The sequence below is a fragment of the Rhodospirillales bacterium genome (assembly GCA_016710335.1).
Taxonomy (GTDB): Bacteria; Pseudomonadota; Alphaproteobacteria; order Rhodospirillales; family Defluviicoccaceae; genus JADJXQ01.
This window is the reverse complement of sequence record JADJXQ010000002.1, coordinates 483,454-501,814: the sequence shown is the minus strand read 5'-3', so window position 1 is coordinate 501,814 and position 18,361 is coordinate 483,454. Positions and strand designations below refer to the sequence as shown.

Below are 18,361 nucleotides of genomic sequence, written 5' to 3'. Positions count from 1 at the left end.
ATCCGGAGACGCCGCTGTCTAGAATCGCGCTGAAGATCCTCTTGCCGCTGGACGACGACGTGATCTGGGCGACTTGATCTGGGGGAGAAGACATGCGTTTCGCAACGGTCCTGTTCTGCGCCGCTCTGACAACCCTCGCTGGATGCTCATCACCCCTTGAGGACACGGCGGGCGCGGGAGCGGGGGGTGTCGCCGCTTCCAGTCCGGGGGACGCATCGGGAGCATCGGGAATGGGCGCGACCGGCGTCACCGGAGCGCCTCTGGACGACGCGACGGCCAACGCAGTACAGCAGAATCTGGCGGCCACCGGAGATCGGGTCTACTTCGACTTCGACAGCTATGCGCTAACGCCTGAAGCGCGCGCAACCATCGAGCAGCAGGCGGCATTGCTCAATCGCACGCCCTCCGTCTCCGTCACCATCGAGGGCCACGCCGACGAACGCGGTACGCGCGAGTACAATCTCGCGCTCGGCGATCGCCGGGCCAACTCGGTCAAAGACGCTCTCATTTCCTACGGGGTCAGTCCGGGACGCATCGATACCCTGTCCTACGGCGAGGAACGCCCTGAGGTGCTCGGCTCCAACGATGCCGCATGGGCGCGCAACCGGCGCGCGGCGACGACGGTCACCGGCGGCCGGGCGGGTAGCTAGTGGGGTTGCGCTGCAGGCGCGGCCGCGGGCTCCTGTGCGTCGCCGTTATCGTTGTCACCACCGCTGTGGCCGCGCTGGCGTCCGGTGCCCAGGCGCAAGGATCGCGGGCCGGTACGGCGACGACGCCCGCTACGGTTCCGTCTGCAAGCTCTGCGGGGTCCGCCCTTGGTCGGCTGGATGAGCGTCTCAGCGCTCTCGAAACCGAACTGCGGACGACCACCGGCCGCGTCGAGCAGCTTTCATTCCGCCTTGACCAACTCAGCAACAGGCTCGAAACGGTGTTGAGCGACCTTGAGGTGCGGCTTCGTGCCGCAGACTCGGAGTCCCCGGCGCCCGGAGCGGCGGCGCCGGCCGGTGGCGCTGCATCCGCCGCAGCGGCTGGTGCCGGTCGCACGACCGAGCCACGGTCACAGGACACGTCCGCGGCCACGACGCCGCCCGCGTCAGGCGCTTCACCACGTCCCGCCGACGAGGCGCCACCAGCGCCTGCCGGCGCTCTTCCGGATGCACCGCCTGAGCAGCAGTACGCCTACGCCTTCGACCTGCTCCGTCAGACCAACTATGCGGCGGCCGAGACGGCGTTCAAGTCCTTCCTGGAGCGCCATCCTGACGACGAACTGGCCAACAACGCCAGCTACTGGCTCGGCGAGACATATTATGTGCGCAAGGACTACGTGAAGGCCGCCGAAACCTTCCTTGACGCCTATCAGCAGCACAAGAGCGGGCCGAAGGCGCCGGACGCGCTGCTAAAGCTGGCAATGTCACTCGGCCAACTCGGCAAGAAGGCCGAAGCCTGCACCACGCTTGGGGAATTGAACCGCGCCTTCCCACAGGCATCGGAACGGGTCAAGAGCAAGGCGCGCGAGGAAGGAAGCCGCCTCGAATGTCGCTGACCGGCCGCTGACGACGATTGTTCCTAAGGCGCTTGGACGCGATTTCGCCGAGGCCATGTCGGCGTTCGCGCCTTACGAACGCCGACCCCATCTCGCTGTCGCCGTTTCCGGCGGCGCCGACAGCCTCGCCCTCTGCTTCCTGGCCCAGTCCTGGGCCCGCGAGTGTGGCGGCCGCATCACCGCACTGACCGTAGACCACGGCTTGCGGCCGGAATCGGCGGCGGATTGCGTCCGCGTCCGCGATCAGCTAGCCCGGTTCGGCATCGACGTGGTCGTCCTGACCTGGGCCGGCCTCAAACCGGTCCGATCCATCCAAGGCACGGCGCGCCGCGCCCGCTATGGCCTGATGACGGCGTGGTGCCGTAGCGCCGGGGTGCTGCACCTGTTGCTCGGCCACCACCGCCGCGATCAGGCGGAGACGGTGCTGTTGCGTCTCGCCCGCGGCAGCGGCCCGACAGGGCTGGGGGCCATGGCAGCGGTCGTGGAGACTCCCGCGGTACGCGTCCTTCGCCCCCTACTGACGGTCGATCCCGGCCGCCTGCGGGCGTTTCTGACGGATGCAGGGCATCGATGGATCGAGGATCCCTCCAACGTGGATACGCGATTTGCCAGGACACGGGTTCGTGCCGCCTTGCCGGCCTTCGCCGCCGCAGGTTTTACGCCGCAGGTTCTCGAACGTTTCGCACGACGGCGGCGGCGGGACGCGGCGTCGCTCGCCGCAGCCGAGTCGGCGCTGTTGGCGCAGGTGTGCCGGCTCCATCCGGCCGGGTTCGCCTGGCTGGAGCGGGCGCCGCTGGCGGCGGCGGTAGCACCGGTCGCCTTGCGGGTCGTGGGATGGGTCCTGACCTTGATCGGCGGGCGCGCCTACCGTCCGCCGGCACTCAAGCTGACCCGGCTGCTGCAGGAGATCGTTGCCGGAAACGCAGCGGCTGCCACCCTTTGCGGTTGCTGCGTGCGCCGCGAAGGCGAGCGGCTGCTGGTGTGCCGCGAGGCTCGTAATTTGCCGGCGCCGGTGCGCATCAGCGGCGAGCATTGCGGACTGAAGCTGGCCTGGGACAACCGCTTTGCGTTCTGCTTGACGGGCTCGATCGACGGTCTCGCCGATCCGGTATGGCTGGCGCCGCTCGGGCGCGACGGGTGGCGGCACATCCTGGCGGTACGGCCGGATCTCCGCAATGTCCCGTTGCCGGCGCCGGCGCGGGCGGTGGCGCCTTCTGTCTTCGATCGTGACGGTCCGTTCGACGTGCCGCACTTGAGCTTCCGCCGCGATCACGTTTCGGCTCCCGACATCGCTTTCGCGTTCATTCGGTTGCGCCCGGTTTCGCCCTTCGAAGATCATGGTGGTTCCTTGTGATCGGCGATTTAAGTATTATGTCATGTCCAAGCTCCGATGCTGGCATTGCGGCTCCTGGCATTCCTTGACCAGGGCGGTAGAAGAAAGGGCATGAAAGCGTGAATTTCAGCAAGAACCTTGCCTTGTGGGTCATCATCGCGCTGGCCGTGTTGTTCCTGTTTAATATGTTTCAGGGCACTGCACCGCGCGGCACCCAGCAGCCGATGGCATACTCAGAGTTCATCGAGCGCGTGGAAGGCGGCGAGGTTCAGGAGGTCACCATCAAGGGCCGGGAGATCATCGGCCGCTATCGTGACGGCCAGCCCCTGGCGACCTATGCGCCGGAAGACCCCAACCTGATTTCCAAGCTCGAGAACCACGGCGTGCAGATCACCGCGCAGCCGTCGGAAGAAGGGACGCCGACGATCTGGAGCGTTCTCATTTCCTGGTTCCCGATGCTGCTGCTGATCGGCGTGTGGATCTTTTTCATGCGTCAGATGCAGGCCGGCGGCGGAAAGGCGATGGGCTTCGGCAAATCGCGGGCGCGGCTGCTGACCGAGCGGACCGGGCGGGTCACGTTCGACGACGTCGCCGGCATCGATGAGGCCAAGCAGGAGCTGGAGGAAGTCGTCGAGTTCCTGAAGGACCCCCAGAAATTCCAGCGACTCGGCGGCAAGATCCCCAAAGGCTGTCTGCTCGTTGGCCCGCCGGGCACCGGCAAGACGTTGCTTGCGCGCGCCATCGCCGGCGAGGCCAACGTGCCGTTCTTCACCATCTCCGGCTCGGACTTCGTGGAAATGTTCGTGGGCGTCGGTGCGTCGCGTGTCCGCGACATGTTCGAACAAGGCAAAAAGAACGCGCCCTGCATCATCTTCATTGACGAAATCGATGCGGTCGGCCGCCATCGCGGCGCCGGCCTCGGCGGCGGCAACGACGAGCGGGAGCAGACCCTCAACCAATTGTTGGTCGAGATGGACGGCTTCGAATCCAACGAAGGGGTGATTCTGATCGCCGCCACGAACCGTCCGGACGTGCTCGATCCCGCGTTGTTGCGGCCGGGCCGTTTCGACCGCCAGGTTGTGGTGCCTAATCCGGACATTTTGGGCCGCGAGCAGATCCTGAAGGTGCACATGCGGAAGGTGCCGCTGGCGCCGGACGTCGACGCCCGCGTCATCGCCCGCGGCACGCCTGGGTTCTCCGGTGCGGACCTCGCCAATCTGGTCAACGAGGCGGCGCTGCAGGCAGCGCGGGTCGGCCGGCGGGTTGTCACCATGGCGGACTTCGAGGCTGCCAAGGACAAGGTGCTGATGGGTGCCGAACGCCGCTCCATGGTGATGACCGACGAGGAAAAGCGCCTCACCGCCTACCACGAAGCCGGTCACGCGCTGGTTGGGCTCCATGTGCCGAAGCACGACCCGCTGCACAAGGTCACCATCATACCGCGCGGTCGCGCCCTTGGCGTGACCATGTCCCTACCGGAGCGAGACCGCTACAGCCATTCCAAGGTGGAGCTGGAGAGCCGGCTGGCGGTCATGTTTGGCGGACGCGCCGCCGAGGAGATCGTTTTCGGCGCAGACAACGTGACCACCGGGGCCGGCAACGACATCAAGCAGGCGACCGACATGGCGAGGCGCATGGTAACCGAGTTCGGATTCTCGGAAAAGCTGGGTCCGTTGCGCTATACAGACAACCAGGAAGAGGTGTTTCTCGGTCATTCGGTGACGCAGCAAAAGCTGGTATCGGACGCGACCGCGCGTCTGATCGACGAAGAGGTGCGGCGCCTGATCGACACGGCCGAGGGCACTGCGCACGATATCCTGAACTCCCATCGCGAGGACCTGGACAAGGTGGCCGAGGCGCTGCTCGAATACGAAACGCTCAGTGGCGAGGACGTGCGAGCCTTGTTGCGCGGCGAGCCGATCTTCCGGCCTGCGCACGTCGATGAACCGCCTCGGAAGGACAGCGGTCGCCGCAGCTCGGTTCCGTCGAGCGGGTCGGTCAAGGGCAAGGCACGACCGGCCGGCGGTCTTGAAGCCGAACCCCAGCCGGGTCAATAACCGCCCCTGTCCTCGGAGGCTATGCGGCGCCTGCGGTAGCCATGCCTGAAACGGGGGACCGGCGCGGCGGGGCGCCAGCGGCTTTTGCCGGCGTCGCCCTTGACCGGCCACGGCTGATGGGGATCGTCAACGTCACCCCCGACAGCTTTTCGGATGGCGGCGAGACGTGCGACGTGGTTGCCGCGGTTGGCCGCGGCCACGCGCTGGTCGCCGACGGAGCGGATGTGATCGATGTGGGCGGCGAGTCGACGCGGCCCGGCGCTACACCAGTAACCCCTGAAGCAGAATTGCGCCGCGTCCTTCCGGTGGTGCGCGAACTGGCGTCGGCCGGGATCACGGTCTCCATCGATTCGCGGCACGCGTCGACCATGGCTGCCTGTCTCGATGCCGGTGCGTCGATCGTCAATGACGTAAGCGGGCTTTCTGGCGATGCCGCCGCCATGGGCGTTGTCGCCGACCGGGGCGCCCACGTCATCCTTATGCACATGCAGGGCGATCCGCAAACAATGCAGATGGCGCCGTTCTATGAAGACGTGACGGGTGAAGTTCACGCTTGGCTGGCGGCGCGAGTGGCGGCATGCGAGGCGGCGGGCATTCCGCGCGCGCGCGTGGCGGTCGATCCCGGCATCGGGTTTGGGAAGACAACCGAGCACAATCTGGCTATTCTGACGGGGCTGGGTGCCTACCGCGAACTCGGCTGCGTGGTTGTCCTGGGTGTCTCTCGCAAAGGTTTTATCGGACGCTTGAGCCGCGGCGAACCACCGAGGCAGCGGGTCGCCGGCTCGGTGGCGGCAGGCCTTTGGGCGGCGGCCCAAGGCGCTCATTTCTTGAGGGTCCATGACGTTTTCGAAATGCGGCAGGCGCTGTCTGTGTGGCAGGCTCTGGCGGATGTGGCCGGTGTCGATACCGGGACTCGGGATCACGCGGTTCATCCATAGCCGGGTTGTGTCACAACTAAAAAGTGCGTATATTGCGTTGGAGCTACTCTGCACACAGGGGCGGGTCATCAAACCATGAAACGGCGGTTATTCGGAACGGACGGAATCCGCGGGACGGCCAACTGCGAGCCGATGACGGCGAGCACTGCGCTCCGCGTCGGCATGGCGGCGGGGCTTCATTTCCGCCGCGGCGCACACCAGCACCGCGCCTTGATCGGCAAGGACACGCGGTTGTCCGGCTACATGCTGGAGCCTGCGTTGACCGCCGGCCTTATCTCCATGGGCATGGACGTGATCCTTGTGGGGCCGCTGCCGACGCCGGCGGTGGCGCTGTTGACGCGCTCAATGCGCTGCGATCTCGGCTTGATGCTGTCTGCCTCGCACAACCCCTACGAGGACAACGGCATCAAGCTGTTCGGCCCGGATGGACACAAGCTCTCGGATGAGGTCGAGAGTGCGATCGAGGCGCACATCGCCAATGGCATGGACGAGCAGCTGGCCGCACCCGGTCGCCTCGGCCGGGCCCGCCGCCTGGAGGACGTCAAGGGCCGTTATGTGGAGTTCGCCAAGCAGACCTTCCCGAAGGGGCTCACGTTGTCCGGGCTTCGCATCGTTCTTGACTGCGCCAACGGGGCCGGTTACCGGGTCGCGCCGGAAGTGCTGTGGGAACTGGGCGCCGAGATCATTCCGATCGGGGTGACGCCGGACGGCTGCAACATCAATCAGGATTGCGGATCGACGGCGCCTGAGGAAATGCGCCAGAAGGTCATTGAATATCGCGCCGACTTCGGCATTGCCCTGGATGGCGACGGCGACCGGGCGGTGATGACCGACGAGCACGGCAACCTCATCGACGGCGACCAGGTCATGGCGATGATCGCCGACACCTGGAATTCGAGCGGCCGCCTGAAAGGAAACGGCGTCGTCGCAACGGTGATGTCCAATCTCGGCCTCGAGCGCTTCCTGCAAGCACGGGGGCTGAAGCTCCAGCGCACCCAGGTCGGCGACCGCTACGTGGTCGAACACATGCGCAAACACGGCTTCAACATTGGCGGCGAGCAGTCCGGGCACATCATTTTCAGCGACTACACCACGACGGGCGATGGCCTGATCGCCGCCTTGCAGGTTCTCGCGGCCGTCACTCGAGCGCAACGCCGGGCGAGCGAAGTATGCCGGGTCTTCGAGCCGCTGCCGCAACAGCTCCGTAACGTGCGCTACAACGGCGGCCAGCCCCTCGACGGCGACAAGGTCAAGAAAGCCATCGCCATGGGCGAGAAGACGCTCGGCACCGGCGGACGGCTGTTGATCCGCAAATCCGGAACCGAACCGGTTATCCGCGTCATGGCCGAGGGCGAGGACAGCGTCGTGCTCGCGAGGATCATCGACGACATTTGCACGGAGATCCAACAAGCGGCTCATTGACGTCGCGAAGGCGCGGGAGCAGCGCGTTGGACGGCAGAGTCCTCATCGTCGCCGGATCGGATTCAGGAGGCGGCGCCGGCATTCAGGCGGATCTGAAGACGGTCACGGCGCTCGGTGCGTTCGGCATGTCGGCGGTGACGGCGCTGACCGCCCAGAACACCGAGGGCGTGTTCGGCATCCATGACGTGCCGGCCGAGTTCGTGGCCGAGCAAATGGGCGTGGTGCTGCGAGACATAGGCGCCGACTGCGTCAAGATCGGCATGTTGCACCGGCCGGAGATCATCGAGACCGTGTGCGCGGTATTGGAAGCCGAAGCACCATCGGTGCCGGTGGTGGTCGATCCTGTGATGGTTGCCAAGGGTGGGCACAAGCTTCTGGCCGAGGATGCTGTTTCGGTGCTCAAGTCCCGCCTCATCCCCATGGCGCGCATCGTGACCCCCAATCTTCCCGAGGCCGTGGTGCTGGCGAATGCTTGTGCACCGAGCGCCAATGAGGACCTGCAGCTCGATCCTTGGCGTCTCGCCGGAGCGGTGCTGGCGCTCGGCGCGGAAGCGGTTCTGGTCAAGGGCGGCCACGCGGAGGGCGACGAGGTCGTCGACGTGCTGATGGACCGCAAGGGCGTACGGGAGACGTTTCGCAGCCGCAGGCACGATACCCGCAACACCCACGGCACCGGCTGCACCCTCGCTTCGGCCATCGCCGCAGGCCTCGCGCAGAACCTGAGCTTGCGGGACTCGGTGCAGCGAGCGCGCGCCTACGTTTGGGAGGCGATCCGGACGGCCCCGAACTACGGTCGCGGGCATGGCCCCCTGAACCACGCCCACACCGTCCGGCGCTTTAACTCCACGGACGCGTCGTAGAGGAATTCACCCTCGCTCGCAGCGGGTGAGGTCAACCGGCGCAAGAAAACGCCAGAAGCTCATCCGCCCTGTTTCCTGCCGGTCTCATAGCCTTGGCGAAAGGCTCTTTCTTCCGTCTGCTTGTGCTGGTCCCACAAAAAGCCGCCGGCCAGCCCAGCCGCGCCGCCGATCGCTGCGCCCATCGCCGCGTTGCCGGCCAAAGCGCCGATGACGGCTCCGCCGGCCGCCCCACCGGCCCCACCCGTCAGCGTCCGCTGCTGGGTATCGGTCATGTCTGCGCATCCCGCGAGAAGCGGGAGTGCGACCACAGCGGCGCCAAGCCGCAATCTGATGTTCATCGTTTCTGCCCTGACCTTATTCATTTCGCGCAAGGATTAAAAGTCATTTCGCGCAAGGATAAGTCTCCGCCAGATAACGGAAGAGAACATCCATCGCTTCGTTCTCCATGTACTGGGGATGCTTCTTCGCCCACTTGACAAAGTTTTCGATGACGGCCGTCCGCGTCGGGAACGGCTCCTTGAAGCACACGAATTCGCGCTCGGGATTGGCCAGGGCTTCTATTTTATAGTAGTGATAACCGCCGGAGCCGAAGCCGTGACAAAAGTGGATCGCCGCCACGTAGTTGGGGTTGGACGGATCCGCGCTGCACAGCGCGACCAGATCCTCGGCCGTGTCGACCGTGAAGTTTTCGGGCGAGGCCGCCTCCGCGTCGAGCGTCAGCAACATCATCCCGAGAGCAGCAGCAAGCAGCAAGCGCATTATTCTCTCCCTGATTACCCATGGTGCCGCGCTTTCGTGCGTCACCGACCCCTATAAGCCAACCATCGTCCGTGTCCCGCTCCTCTTCCATCACATGGTTGGAAGCAGCAGGGTACATCATGTTGATCTTTGCCGCTGACGGCGTGCGACGCAAGCGCAACCTTCGGCCGCGGGCCGGTTTCTGCATCCGGTCAGGACGGCGGCGGCTGGTGGAGAAAGCCCGAGAGCACGATGGCGACGGCCGCCAGTGCCGCCGCCAAAGCAAAGCTGACGGCAAATCCGCCGGCGGCGTCGGCCGCCAGTCCGGCAATGGCTGGGCCAACGATCTGTCCGATGCCGAATACCACCGTTATCGTGCCAAAGCCGGCGGCGGCGTGATCCGCCCCCATGTAGTCGCCGACCGCGGCCGCCATGATTGACGGGATGCTCCAGGCGGCGATGCCGAACAAGGCTATGGACAGAAACAGGAACGCATCCGACAGCGGCGCGCTGGCGAGCCCATAGGCCGCCATGTGCAACGCGAACACCACCATGAGCCCGGCGCGGCGCCCGATGATGTCCGACAAAGACCCGAACACCGGGCCTGACACTAGGCTCAAGATCCCGAGCCAGGACCAGAAGGCTCCCGCCGTCGCATCCGGAAAGCCGTGGTCATCGATCAGGCTGGTGACGATGAACGTCGCGTATATAACGTATGACGCCCCGAACAGAAAATAGATGGCGCCGAGGTGGGCGAGGGTCCGTCGCCGCAGCGCGCCGGCGCGCCGGTCCGCTTCGGCGTCGCCGCCCGCACCAGCGGCGTGCGCGCCACGGTCAGCGCCGCCAAATGGCGCGAGGTCATGTTCTTCCGGCCGATGGCGCACCAGAAGCCAGCACACCGCGGCGACGGCAAGAACGATGGCGCCGAGCGCCAGCCAGGCGCCGCGCCAGCCATCGCTCGCCCCGCCGGCAGCGAACGCCGGCACCAGAGCGCCCGACAGGATGATCGCGAAACCATTGCCCGAAACGATCAGCCCGGCGGCCTTGCCGCGATGGCGACGGGCGAACCAGAAGGATACCAGCGCCATCACCGGCACGTTGGCGGCGCCGCTGCCGAGGCCGGTGATCACGTACAGCGGCAGGAGCCCCTGAAAACCATGCGTCAGGCTGATCGCCATCATCGATGCCGCGACCGTCACCAAGCCGACGACGATAAGAAGCCGCGAGCCGAACCGGCGCGACAGCCACCCTGCGGCCATCACCGCAATGGTGTACCCGACGAGGTTGCCGGAACTGACGAACCCCATCTCGGCATAGGTGAGCCCGAGGTCGGCGCCCATCGGCGGCAGCAACATTCCGAGCGCGAAGCGGCCGATGCCGATGCAGGCGAACACGGCCAAGGTGCCGGCTGCGACCACGACCCAGCCGTAGTGAACGTCCCTCAGGGCAACCATCCGCTCCCTCCCGCCTTACGGGACGTGGGAACGGCCGAAGCCGACTACTGTCTCGCCGCCCGGCCGGGCCCGCGCGGAACAATAAACGGTCGCGACGGCGGCATCAAACCGATCCCGGGTCTATGATCGTATCGGAGGGCGAGAGTCCGTCCGTGCCTGGTGCACCGGAATGGATCGCTGCACTAGTGCACGGACCCATTCGGATGATTCAGTCGAATGGGTCTGAGTGTGCACGAGAATCAAGAGTCGCGTGCAGCAACGGTGCATTCTTTGACTGCACCGCTGCACTAGTGAGCCTCAGCCGGCGTCGTCTCGGGCAGCGGACACGATACGCCGGTGCCGCCATGGCCGCAGTAGCCGCGGGGGTTCTTGGCCAGGTACTGCTGATGATGGGCTTCTGCGTAGTAGAACGGGGGCGCGTCGCAGATCTCAGTGGTGATCGCGTCATATCCCGCGGCCGCCAGTCGGTTCTGGTAGGCGGCGCGCGACGCTTCAGCCACGTTTCTCTGATGCTCGGAGAACACATGGATGACGGATCGGTACTGGGATCCGATATCGTTGCCCTGGCGCATGCCTTGGGTCGGGTCGTGCATCTCCCAGAACGTCTTCAGAAGCGTCTCGAACCCCATCACCGCCGGATCGAAAACGACCAGGACCACCTCTGCGTGTCCGGTGCGACCGGAGCACACTTCCTCATAGGTCGGGTTCGGGGTGAACCCGCCAGCGTAGCCGACCGCTGTCGTGTAGGCGCCGGGAGCCTGCCAGAAAAGCTTCTCCGCGCCCCAAAGCACCCAGCGCCGAGCACCGCCTGCTCCATCGTCTCCGGAAACGGCGGGGTCAGCGGAGAGCCGAGAACGTGGTGCCGGGCAGGGATGGGCAGCGGCGTGTGGCGACCGGGGAGCGCAGTGGACGCGTCCGGCATGTCTATCTGCTTGTTGAGTGAGAACCACATGATGCAGGCCTTCAACTGGATTTCCACGTGGCGCCGTTCGGCGCGCCACCTCAGCTTCATGTGGGGCGGCGCGCCGGCGAGATCAAATCCGATATCAGGGCGCTGCAGGCCCGGTTACAGGGGGACACCCTGCTCCGCCGGCATCCGGCGCAGCAGGGACCTCCTGTTTCGGGCACGCGGTCTCGAGCCATCGGCGGAAAAGCAGAAAGAACAAACGGCTCGGACGCCGTTCAGTTATCCGCCACCGCCCGAACGAGACGCACGATGGCCATGATCGCCTTGGATTTATTCGGCGGCGCGAACCGAGCCAGTTCCGACAAGTCCGCGGCTACGTAATGCAGTCCCGCCTGATACGCCCCGTGAACGGCGCCTGACGAATGCTCAGTATCTGCGGAAGCGAGTGATCCCGGGAAGAACTGGAAGTCGGGGTTGTGTTCGGACAACTGCGTCAGTGTAGGTTGCTTGCTCATGAGGATCTCCTATCCCTCTGGAAGGTTCACCGTATCTGCGCCCTACTCCCCACAGACGCATCAATCTCGATGATCGAACGGCGCATCGCCCGCAGTTGTCGCGGCTCCTGTCACGGACGCTGCGGTGATGCTTCATTAGTCGCTTCCGGCTGCCCGGTTTTTTGTGGCCAGCCGGTGAACAGTTTCGTGCTTATCAAGCCGGGTCATCGCACCGTAATGTTGTTTACAAAGTCCCAGTCTACAACGTTGTTGCGACCCGGCCTCAAGCACAACCTGCTACTGCTGGTACGCTCGATAGTTGTTGCGGCGCAATCCTTGTCAAGAACGCGACGCCGCCCCAGCAATCAGCGTCAAACATACCCATTTGGGTTAGGGTATGCAAGATCGAGACGCATGAAAATGTTTCGGAACAGAAAAAAACGCTTTCTGCACTTAAAAGGTGCAGTAGGATTATTTAATCCCTTATTGGTGGCTCGCACGCCTACCGTCCGCGGGTGTCCGGGCTCGCATTCGACGCGCCCACGGCCCGCCCGCCAGTCGGGACGGCGCTTGAACCGCGGTCTGTCACCACCTACTGTGCCGGAAATCGAGGTTGTCCGCGGGGCGAGGAGGGAACGGTGAGGATCACTGGCTTTTTGTTGGCATCGGCGTTGCTTGTTACCGGGGCTGCGGTCGCGCAGGACACGCCGGATACGTTGAGCGAAATCAAGAAGCGCGGGACGATGGTGATCGGCTACCGCGACGATGCGCGGCCGTTCTCCTATAAGGGCGACGACGGGCAACCGACGGGCTACAGTGTCGATCTGTGCCGGAAGATCGCCGACGAGGTAAAGCGCGCCACTGGCCTCGAAACGCTCGACATCCAGTACAAGCCGGTACCGTCGGCCGATCGCATCGCGATGGTGGCAAGCGGCGATGTGGACATCGAATGCAGTTCCAGCACCCACACGCTGGAGCGACGCGAACAGGTCGACTTCACTCTCGCCACCTTCGTGACCGGCGCCGAAATGTTGACGGGAAAAGACTCAGGCATCAACGATATTGCGGATGTCGCCGGCAAGACGGTCGGGGTTCTGAAGGGGACGACGACCGAGGAGGGACTGACGGCCGCGCTCAAAGCGACCGCCGTTGACGCCGAGGTCAAGTCATTCGCAAGCCATGATGAGGGCATCGAAGCGCTCAAGAACAATCAAATCCAGGCCTACTTCGCGGACCGCATCCTGTTGCTGGGGCTGGCAAAGACCTTCCCCGATCCTTCCCAGTACCAACTCTCCGGGCGGTTCTACTCTTATGAGCCTTATGCGTTGGTGGTGCGCAAAGGCGACACCGCCTTCCGGCTCGCCGCCGACCGGGCGCTCTCCGAATTGTATCGATCCGGGGAGGTGTGGAAGCTCTACAGCAAGTACTTTGGCGAAGCCAACCCGAGCGAGCTTCTCGTCGCCCTCTATATCCTGAACGGCATTCCCGTCCGATAGGTGTCGTACCCGCGATGCGGCAGAAGCAGCAGGGCCGATGTGGAGCCTTGCGAAAAGAATGGCGGACTCCAAAATAAGCGACAGGATGGGAGCAGGGACAACCGCCCGCGTGGGACCTATATCGCAGCCACATCCGCGGAGTCTGGGTGATGTGGGAGGTCCGAATCATGCGACAGGCCTGGACACTCGCGGGAAGCGTGGCCGCCCGTCAGGCCGGTGTACTCATCGCCGTTGCTTTATTGCTGGTGGCCGCTTCGGCGGTCGTGCGCGCCGAGGATGCGTCGGTCGCGTTTCTCGGCCTTGGCAAGCTTTTCGGCTTGGAGGATGACGACAAAGACGGCGGCATCGAAGAGCCTCCGCAAGCCGATGGCATTGACTATACGGTGGACATAAAGGGCGTCGACGACAACAGCGGCTTGAAGAGCACGCTCGAGAAAAGCGCTCTGCTCAACTCCCTGAAGGACAAGCCACCGCCGATTCGAGCCGGGCTGGTGCGCCGCATTGAAGGCGACGTCGAACGGTTCAACACGGTTCTGCGCTCGGAAGGCTACTACTCAGGCGATGTCGCGTACGACCTGAACACCGAGAAGACGCCGGCCCAGATCACCATCACCGTCACATCCGGCCCGCCCTATACCCTCGCGTCGTATGACATGCGCTATGCAGAGAGCGGCGATGCCGGAGCCGCAGCCGGCGCTCCGCAAGTTCCGCCGCTTGAGGACCTTGGGCTCGCGATCGGCGATCAGGCCCGGGGCGCGGCGATCGTTGCGGCGGAAGGGCGGGCCATCGATCGGCTTCAGGACGAGGCCCACCCGTTCGCCAAGCAGGTCGACCGCAGGGTGGTGGTCGATCATGGCGCGAAGACGGTGGCGGTCGACGTGGTCATCGATCCCGGACCGCGCGCGGCGTTCGGGACAACCTCAGTCGAAGGTCTGGAGCGCGTCGAAGAGGATTACGTCCGCCAGTGGATCCCGTGGAAGGAGGGCGAACCCTACAGCGAACGGAAGGTCGCGGATCTACGGTCCGACCTGGTCAAGACCGGCTTGTTCGACAGCGTCGCGATCGACTATCCGCAGCAGCTCAACGCCGCCGGAGAACTGGACGCGACGCTCCAGGTGCAGGAAGGCAAGCCGCGGTCCATCGGCTTCGGCGTCGGGTATTCCACCGACCGCGGACCGGGCGCGAAGGTGTTCTGGCGCCACCGCAACCTGTTGGGGCGCGACGAGGACCTGGAGGTTTCGCTGGGTGGCGACCCTTTGCAGCAAGAGGGCTCGATTTCCTTTGTCCGCCCCAACCTGGGCAGGGAAGACCGCAACTTCTTCGCCGAGGCCCTGTTCAGGAACAACGCCACGGATGCCTTCGACGGGCTTGAAGCGAATGCGACCTCGGGGCTCGAGTGGCCGTTGTCGGAGCGATGGTCGGCGTCGCTCGCGGGCAGCATCGACTACAGTGATTTGACCGACAACGACGATCGTACCGAGAGTTTATTGTTCGGCGTGCCCGCCAGCGTGCGCTACCAGGGATCCGATGACGAGTTCAATCCGACCGAGGGCATTAACCTGGATCTGGCGGTAACGCCCTACACCGGCACGTCTTCGGAGAAATCGTTGCTGTTCAACGTCGCCGAGGGGACCGTGCGAGGCTACTACCCGATAGACGCCGATCGGCGCTATGTCCTTGCCGGGAGGTTGCGGCTGGGCTCGATCGTCGGCGAAGAAACCGAGGACATTCCCGCCAACAAGCGCCTCTATGCTGGCGGTGGCGGCTCGGTTCGCGGCTATGCGTTCCAGACCGTGGGGCCGCTGGATGCCGACGATGACCCGGTCGGCGGCCGCTCCAAGCTGGTGTTCAGCGCCGAGTTGCGCGCGCGGGTATGGGGCGACATCGGTGTGGTGCCGTTCGTCGACGGCGGCAACGTCTATGACTCCGTCCTGCCGGACTTTTCCGACCCCGTGCTGTGGGCAGCCGGCCTCGGGCTCCGCTATTACACCGGCGTCGGGCCCCTCAGGTTCGACGTGGCCTTTCCCATCAACCGCCGGGACGGTGTCGACGACTCATTCCAGTTCTACTTCAGCATCGGCCAGGCTTTCTGAGGTGCGCGCACTTCGCGTCCTGCGCATTGCCGGCATCATCTTTGGCGTCCTCGTTCTGCTCGTCGCCGGCGCCCTGATCGGCGGATATTTCTACGTACAGTCGCCCTCGGGGCGAGAGGCTTTGGCAGGGCTGGTGTCGGACCTTGGCAGCACCCCCGGTGTCAGCGAAATCTCGATCGGTGAAATCGGGGCCGGCTTGCCCGCGCGCCTGGCCCTTGCGGATGTGGAGATGCGGGATCGCGACGGCGTCTGGCTCTCTGCCGAGAGGATGCTCCTGACCTGGAAACCGTGGGCGTTGTTCTCCCGGCAGCTCCATGTCACGGCGCTCCAAGCCAGCGGCATCGACGTGGTGCGCGCTCCGGTCGTTGTCGATGAGCCGGAGGAACCGGAATCCGAGGAAACCGGCTTCGCAATGCCGTCGCTGCCGGTCTCCGTCCGTGTCGACACGCTGGAGATCGCCGACCTCACCCTTGGCAAAGCGCTCGCCGGCGAACGCATGACCCTGCAGGCGGAGGGAACGCTGGCCGCGCCCCGCGACGGCGTGATCCGCACGGACCTCGCGGTGCGGCGCACCGATGCCGGCGGCGGCATCACCGTCGACGTCGCGGGCGCGTTCGACCCATCGACGGAGCAGCTTACGGTCAATGTCGAGGCGCAGGAGCCCGCCGGCGGGCTGGTGATGCGGCTCGCCGGCCTGCGGCCGTATCCGCCGTTCGCCCTCAGCCTCAAAGGGGACGGGCCCATTTCCGGCTGGCAGGGAAAGCTTGCAGCCAGCGGCGAAAACCTGTTCGCCGTCAACGCCGACATCGGCATCGCCAAGGCCGAGGACCTTCGCGTCCGTCTGACCGGTTCCGCCGACGTTGACGATCTGCTCCAGGATCCCGTGCGGCCCCTCGTCGGCGATGCGGTGTCGTTCGATTTCGCGGCGCGCTACCAGGATACGCGCGTGTTCCACCTCGAAGCCCTCGACATCGAGATGGTCGCCCTCGCCTTGACCGGCGGCGGGCGGCTCGATCTCGATTCCGAGGAGATCGGCGCCCACATCTCGCTCGAAGCCATCGCGCCGGAGCGGCTGTCAGCGCTGCTCGGTTCCGCCGCCATCAAGAGCCTGGACATCGAGGCTGACGTTGCCGGCGACGTGTCCGACCCGGATGTCACCGTTCAGGGGCGCATCGGCGCCCTGACCGCGCCGGGACTGGCGGCTGGCGCCTTCACCGTGGATGCACGTGTCGCGCCGGAAGTCGGGGAGAGCGATGGCGAGGACCCGGGTTCTCGCATCGTGAATGTGGACGTCGTCGCCACCGGGGTGACATCGGAAACGCCGGCGGCCGCTGCTTTGCTTGGCGACACCGTCACCGTTACCTTGCAAAGCGTTCTCAACGAGGCGGCGACGGCGATCGATATCCAAACCGTCAAGGTGACGGCGGCTGCGGTGCAGCTTGCCGGGCAGGGGCGCGTGGGCTTCGCGGAGGGGCCAACCCATTTCAGACTGAACGGCGGCATCGATGACCTGGCTGCGCTTGGCCCGGCGCTGCAGATGCCGCTTGCCGGCGTGCTCACCGTCGAAGCGTCCGTCGATGGCGACTTGGACTCGTCCGTCGATGGCGACATGGACACCTCCGTCGATGGCGACTTGGACTCGTCCGTCGATGGCGACTTGGCGGCATCGCGAATGACCGGATCGGCCGCCGTGCGCTTGACGGGCTTCTCCATGGGGCAGCCGGTTGCGGAGGCCGTGCTCGGCGCCGACGCGGCGCTGACCACCCGGTTCGCGCTGAAGGACCAGGGCACCGCCGTGGTGGAGTCCTTCAATCTCGACGCTCGCGCCTTCGACGTGACCGGCAGCGCCCGCGTGACCGACGGATACTCCAAGCTTGCCGCCGCGCTGCAACTGGTTGTGGACGACCTGAAACCCGTCGGCGACGCCGTCGCGACGCCGCTGACGGGCCGGCTGGTGACCGACGTGACGGCCGAGGGCGCCGTCGCTGATCCGACGGTGACGGTGGTCGCCAACCTCACCGATGCCACGGTGCAGGACATCGCGGTTCCCACGGCGAAAACTACCGTGACCGCAGCCAACGCAGTGTCCGGGCCGCAGGGCCTGCTCACCGTCGTCGCCGAAACGTCCATGGCCGCGCTGGATGCGGCGACCCGTTTCGCGGTGGAGGAGGGGGAGCGGCTGCGGCTCACCGACATCGCAGCCAGGGCGCTGGGGGTTGAGCTTTCGGGAAACATGAACGTCCCGCTCGCCGGCGGCACCTTCACAGGCGACCTCGGCGCCGCCTTCCGTGGTGGCGACGGTGGCGTCACCGTCGCCGGCACCACGGCCCGTGGTCGTGCCGACCTCACCGTCCGCCTCCATGACGACGGCGGCAGGCAAGCGGCGTCCGTCGAACTCGACGGCTCCGGTCTCGCCGTCGTCCCCGAGGGAGGGGAGGCGATCCGCATCGGCCGGATCAGCGCCAAGGGCGCCGGGACCGACCTGCTCGGCACGCCCAGCGGCAAGGTGTCGCTGAGTGGCGGCGACATCGGCGCCGGCGCCGTCACCGTCGGCGCCGTCGACGCCGACCTCTCCGGTAGCGTTTCCGAGGCGCAGTTCAGAGTGGCGGCGCGCCTGACCGGCGAACCCAGCGGAACCGTGCAGACGCGCGGCACCGTGGCGATGGCCGACAACATCACCACCGTCACCATCGCCGGGCTCGATGGCGCCGTCGCCGAGGTCCCCTTCGCCCTGCAGCGTCCGGCGAACATCGTTATCGAGGGCGAGACGCTGACCGCCCGCGACGTGGCCTTGAAGGTCTCCGACGGCCTGATCACCGTCAACGCCCGGCAGGCGCCGGCGGAGAAGTCCGCACAGGTGCGTATCAGCGACCTGCCGCTTGCGGTGGTGCGGGCGGTGGCTCCAGGCGTCGACGTCGGGGGCGACCTGAACGCGAGCGCCGACGTGGTCACCGAAGGATCGCTGCTGGCCGGCAAGCTGGACCTCCGCGTCGACGGCATCGTCTACGGTGATCCCGCTTAGGACC

The 18,361-nt window shown here is 65.6% G+C and carries 14 protein-coding genes and 1 pseudogene; 10 read left to right on the top strand and 5 right to left on the bottom strand.

Annotated features, from left to right (window positions below):
* Positions 1-92: 92 nt before the first annotated feature.
* The 7 genes from pal (at position 93) to thiD (ending at position 8,153) form a co-directional block, all read left to right on the top strand.
* Positions 93-650: a peptidoglycan-associated lipoprotein Pal gene (gene pal, locus IPM60_05590; protein ID MBK8907376.1), complete on the top strand. Its 558-nt coding sequence runs from the start codon at positions 93-95 to the stop codon at positions 648-650.
* Positions 650-1,543, top strand: a complete 894-nt coding sequence (gene ybgF / locus IPM60_05585; protein ID MBK8907375.1) for a tol-pal system protein YbgF — start codon at positions 650-652, stop codon at positions 1,541-1,543. The genes pal and ybgF overlap by 1 nt, the downstream gene beginning before the upstream one ends.
* Positions 1,544-1,598: 55 nt before the next feature.
* Complete coding sequence (gene tilS / locus IPM60_05580; GenBank protein MBK8907374.1) at positions 1,599-2,897, top strand: tRNA lysidine(34) synthetase TilS; 1,299 nt, start codon at positions 1,599-1,601, stop codon at positions 2,895-2,897.
* 98 nt (positions 2,898-2,995) lie between these two features.
* Positions 2,996-4,933: an ATP-dependent zinc metalloprotease FtsH gene (gene ftsH / locus IPM60_05575; GenBank protein MBK8907373.1), complete on the top strand. Its 1,938-nt coding sequence runs from the start codon at positions 2,996-2,998 to the stop codon at positions 4,931-4,933.
* A 41-nt stretch (positions 4,934-4,974) separates the two neighbouring features.
* On the top strand, positions 4,975-5,871 hold the full coding sequence (gene folP / locus IPM60_05570; protein ID MBK8907372.1) for a dihydropteroate synthase: 897 nt from the start codon (positions 4,975-4,977) through the stop codon (positions 5,869-5,871).
* 75 nt (positions 5,872-5,946) lie between these two features.
* A complete protein-coding gene (locus tag IPM60_05565; protein ID MBK8907371.1) occupies positions 5,947-7,293 on the top strand; it encodes a phosphoglucosamine mutase in 1,347 nt (448 codons plus the stop codon).
* 26 nt (positions 7,294-7,319) lie between these two features.
* Positions 7,320-8,153: a bifunctional hydroxymethylpyrimidine kinase/phosphomethylpyrimidine kinase gene (thiD, locus tag IPM60_05560; protein MBK8907370.1), complete on the top strand. Its 834-nt coding sequence runs from the start codon at positions 7,320-7,322 to the stop codon at positions 8,151-8,153.
* 59 nt (positions 8,154-8,212) lie between these two features.
* On the opposite strand, the gene IPM60_05555 is transcribed toward thiD, so the two are convergent.
* From IPM60_05555 to IPM60_05535, 5 genes and pseudogenes are all read right to left on the bottom strand, one after another.
* Positions 8,213-8,491 carry a hypothetical protein gene (locus IPM60_05555; protein MBK8907369.1) on the bottom strand — a complete coding sequence of 93 codons (279 nt, stop codon included), beginning with the start codon at positions 8,489-8,491 and terminating at the stop codon, positions 8,213-8,215.
* A gap of 43 nt (positions 8,492-8,534) precedes the next feature.
* The gene (locus IPM60_05550; GenBank protein MBK8907368.1) at positions 8,535-8,912 is read right to left on the bottom strand and encodes a hypothetical protein; all 378 of its coding nucleotides are present in this window, start codon (positions 8,910-8,912) and stop codon (positions 8,535-8,537) included.
* A 191-nt stretch (positions 8,913-9,103) separates the two neighbouring features.
* Positions 9,104-10,345, bottom strand: coding sequence for an MFS transporter (locus IPM60_05545; protein MBK8907367.1), 1,242 nt, complete (start codon positions 10,343-10,345; stop codon positions 9,104-9,106).
* Between the two features lie 287 nt (positions 10,346-10,632).
* A pseudogene (msrA, locus tag IPM60_05540) lies at positions 10,633-11,297 on the bottom strand (peptide-methionine (S)-S-oxide reductase MsrA).
* A gap of 230 nt (positions 11,298-11,527) precedes the next feature.
* Positions 11,528-11,767: a hypothetical protein gene (locus tag IPM60_05535; protein MBK8907366.1), complete on the bottom strand. Its 240-nt coding sequence runs from the start codon at positions 11,765-11,767 to the stop codon at positions 11,528-11,530.
* A gap of 617 nt (positions 11,768-12,384) precedes the next feature.
* Between IPM60_05535 and IPM60_05530 the strand changes: the two genes are divergently transcribed.
* The 3 genes from IPM60_05530 to IPM60_05520 all read left to right on the top strand — a co-directional run bounded on the left by IPM60_05530 (position 12,385) and on the right by IPM60_05520 (position 18,357).
* A complete protein-coding gene (locus tag IPM60_05530) occupies positions 12,385-13,242 on the top strand; it encodes an amino acid ABC transporter substrate-binding protein (GenBank protein ID MBK8907365.1) in 858 nt (285 codons plus the stop codon).
* Positions 13,243-13,409: 167 nt separating this feature from the next.
* The gene (locus IPM60_05525) at positions 13,410-15,335 is read left to right on the top strand and encodes an outer membrane protein assembly factor (GenBank protein MBK8907364.1); all 1,926 of its coding nucleotides are present in this window, start codon (positions 13,410-13,412) and stop codon (positions 15,333-15,335) included.
* Between the two features lies 1 nt (position 15,336).
* The gene (locus tag IPM60_05520) at positions 15,337-18,357 is read left to right on the top strand and encodes a hypothetical protein (GenBank protein MBK8907363.1); all 3,021 of its coding nucleotides are present in this window, start codon (positions 15,337-15,339) and stop codon (positions 18,355-18,357) included.
* The last annotated feature ends 4 nt before the right edge of the window (positions 18,358-18,361 follow it).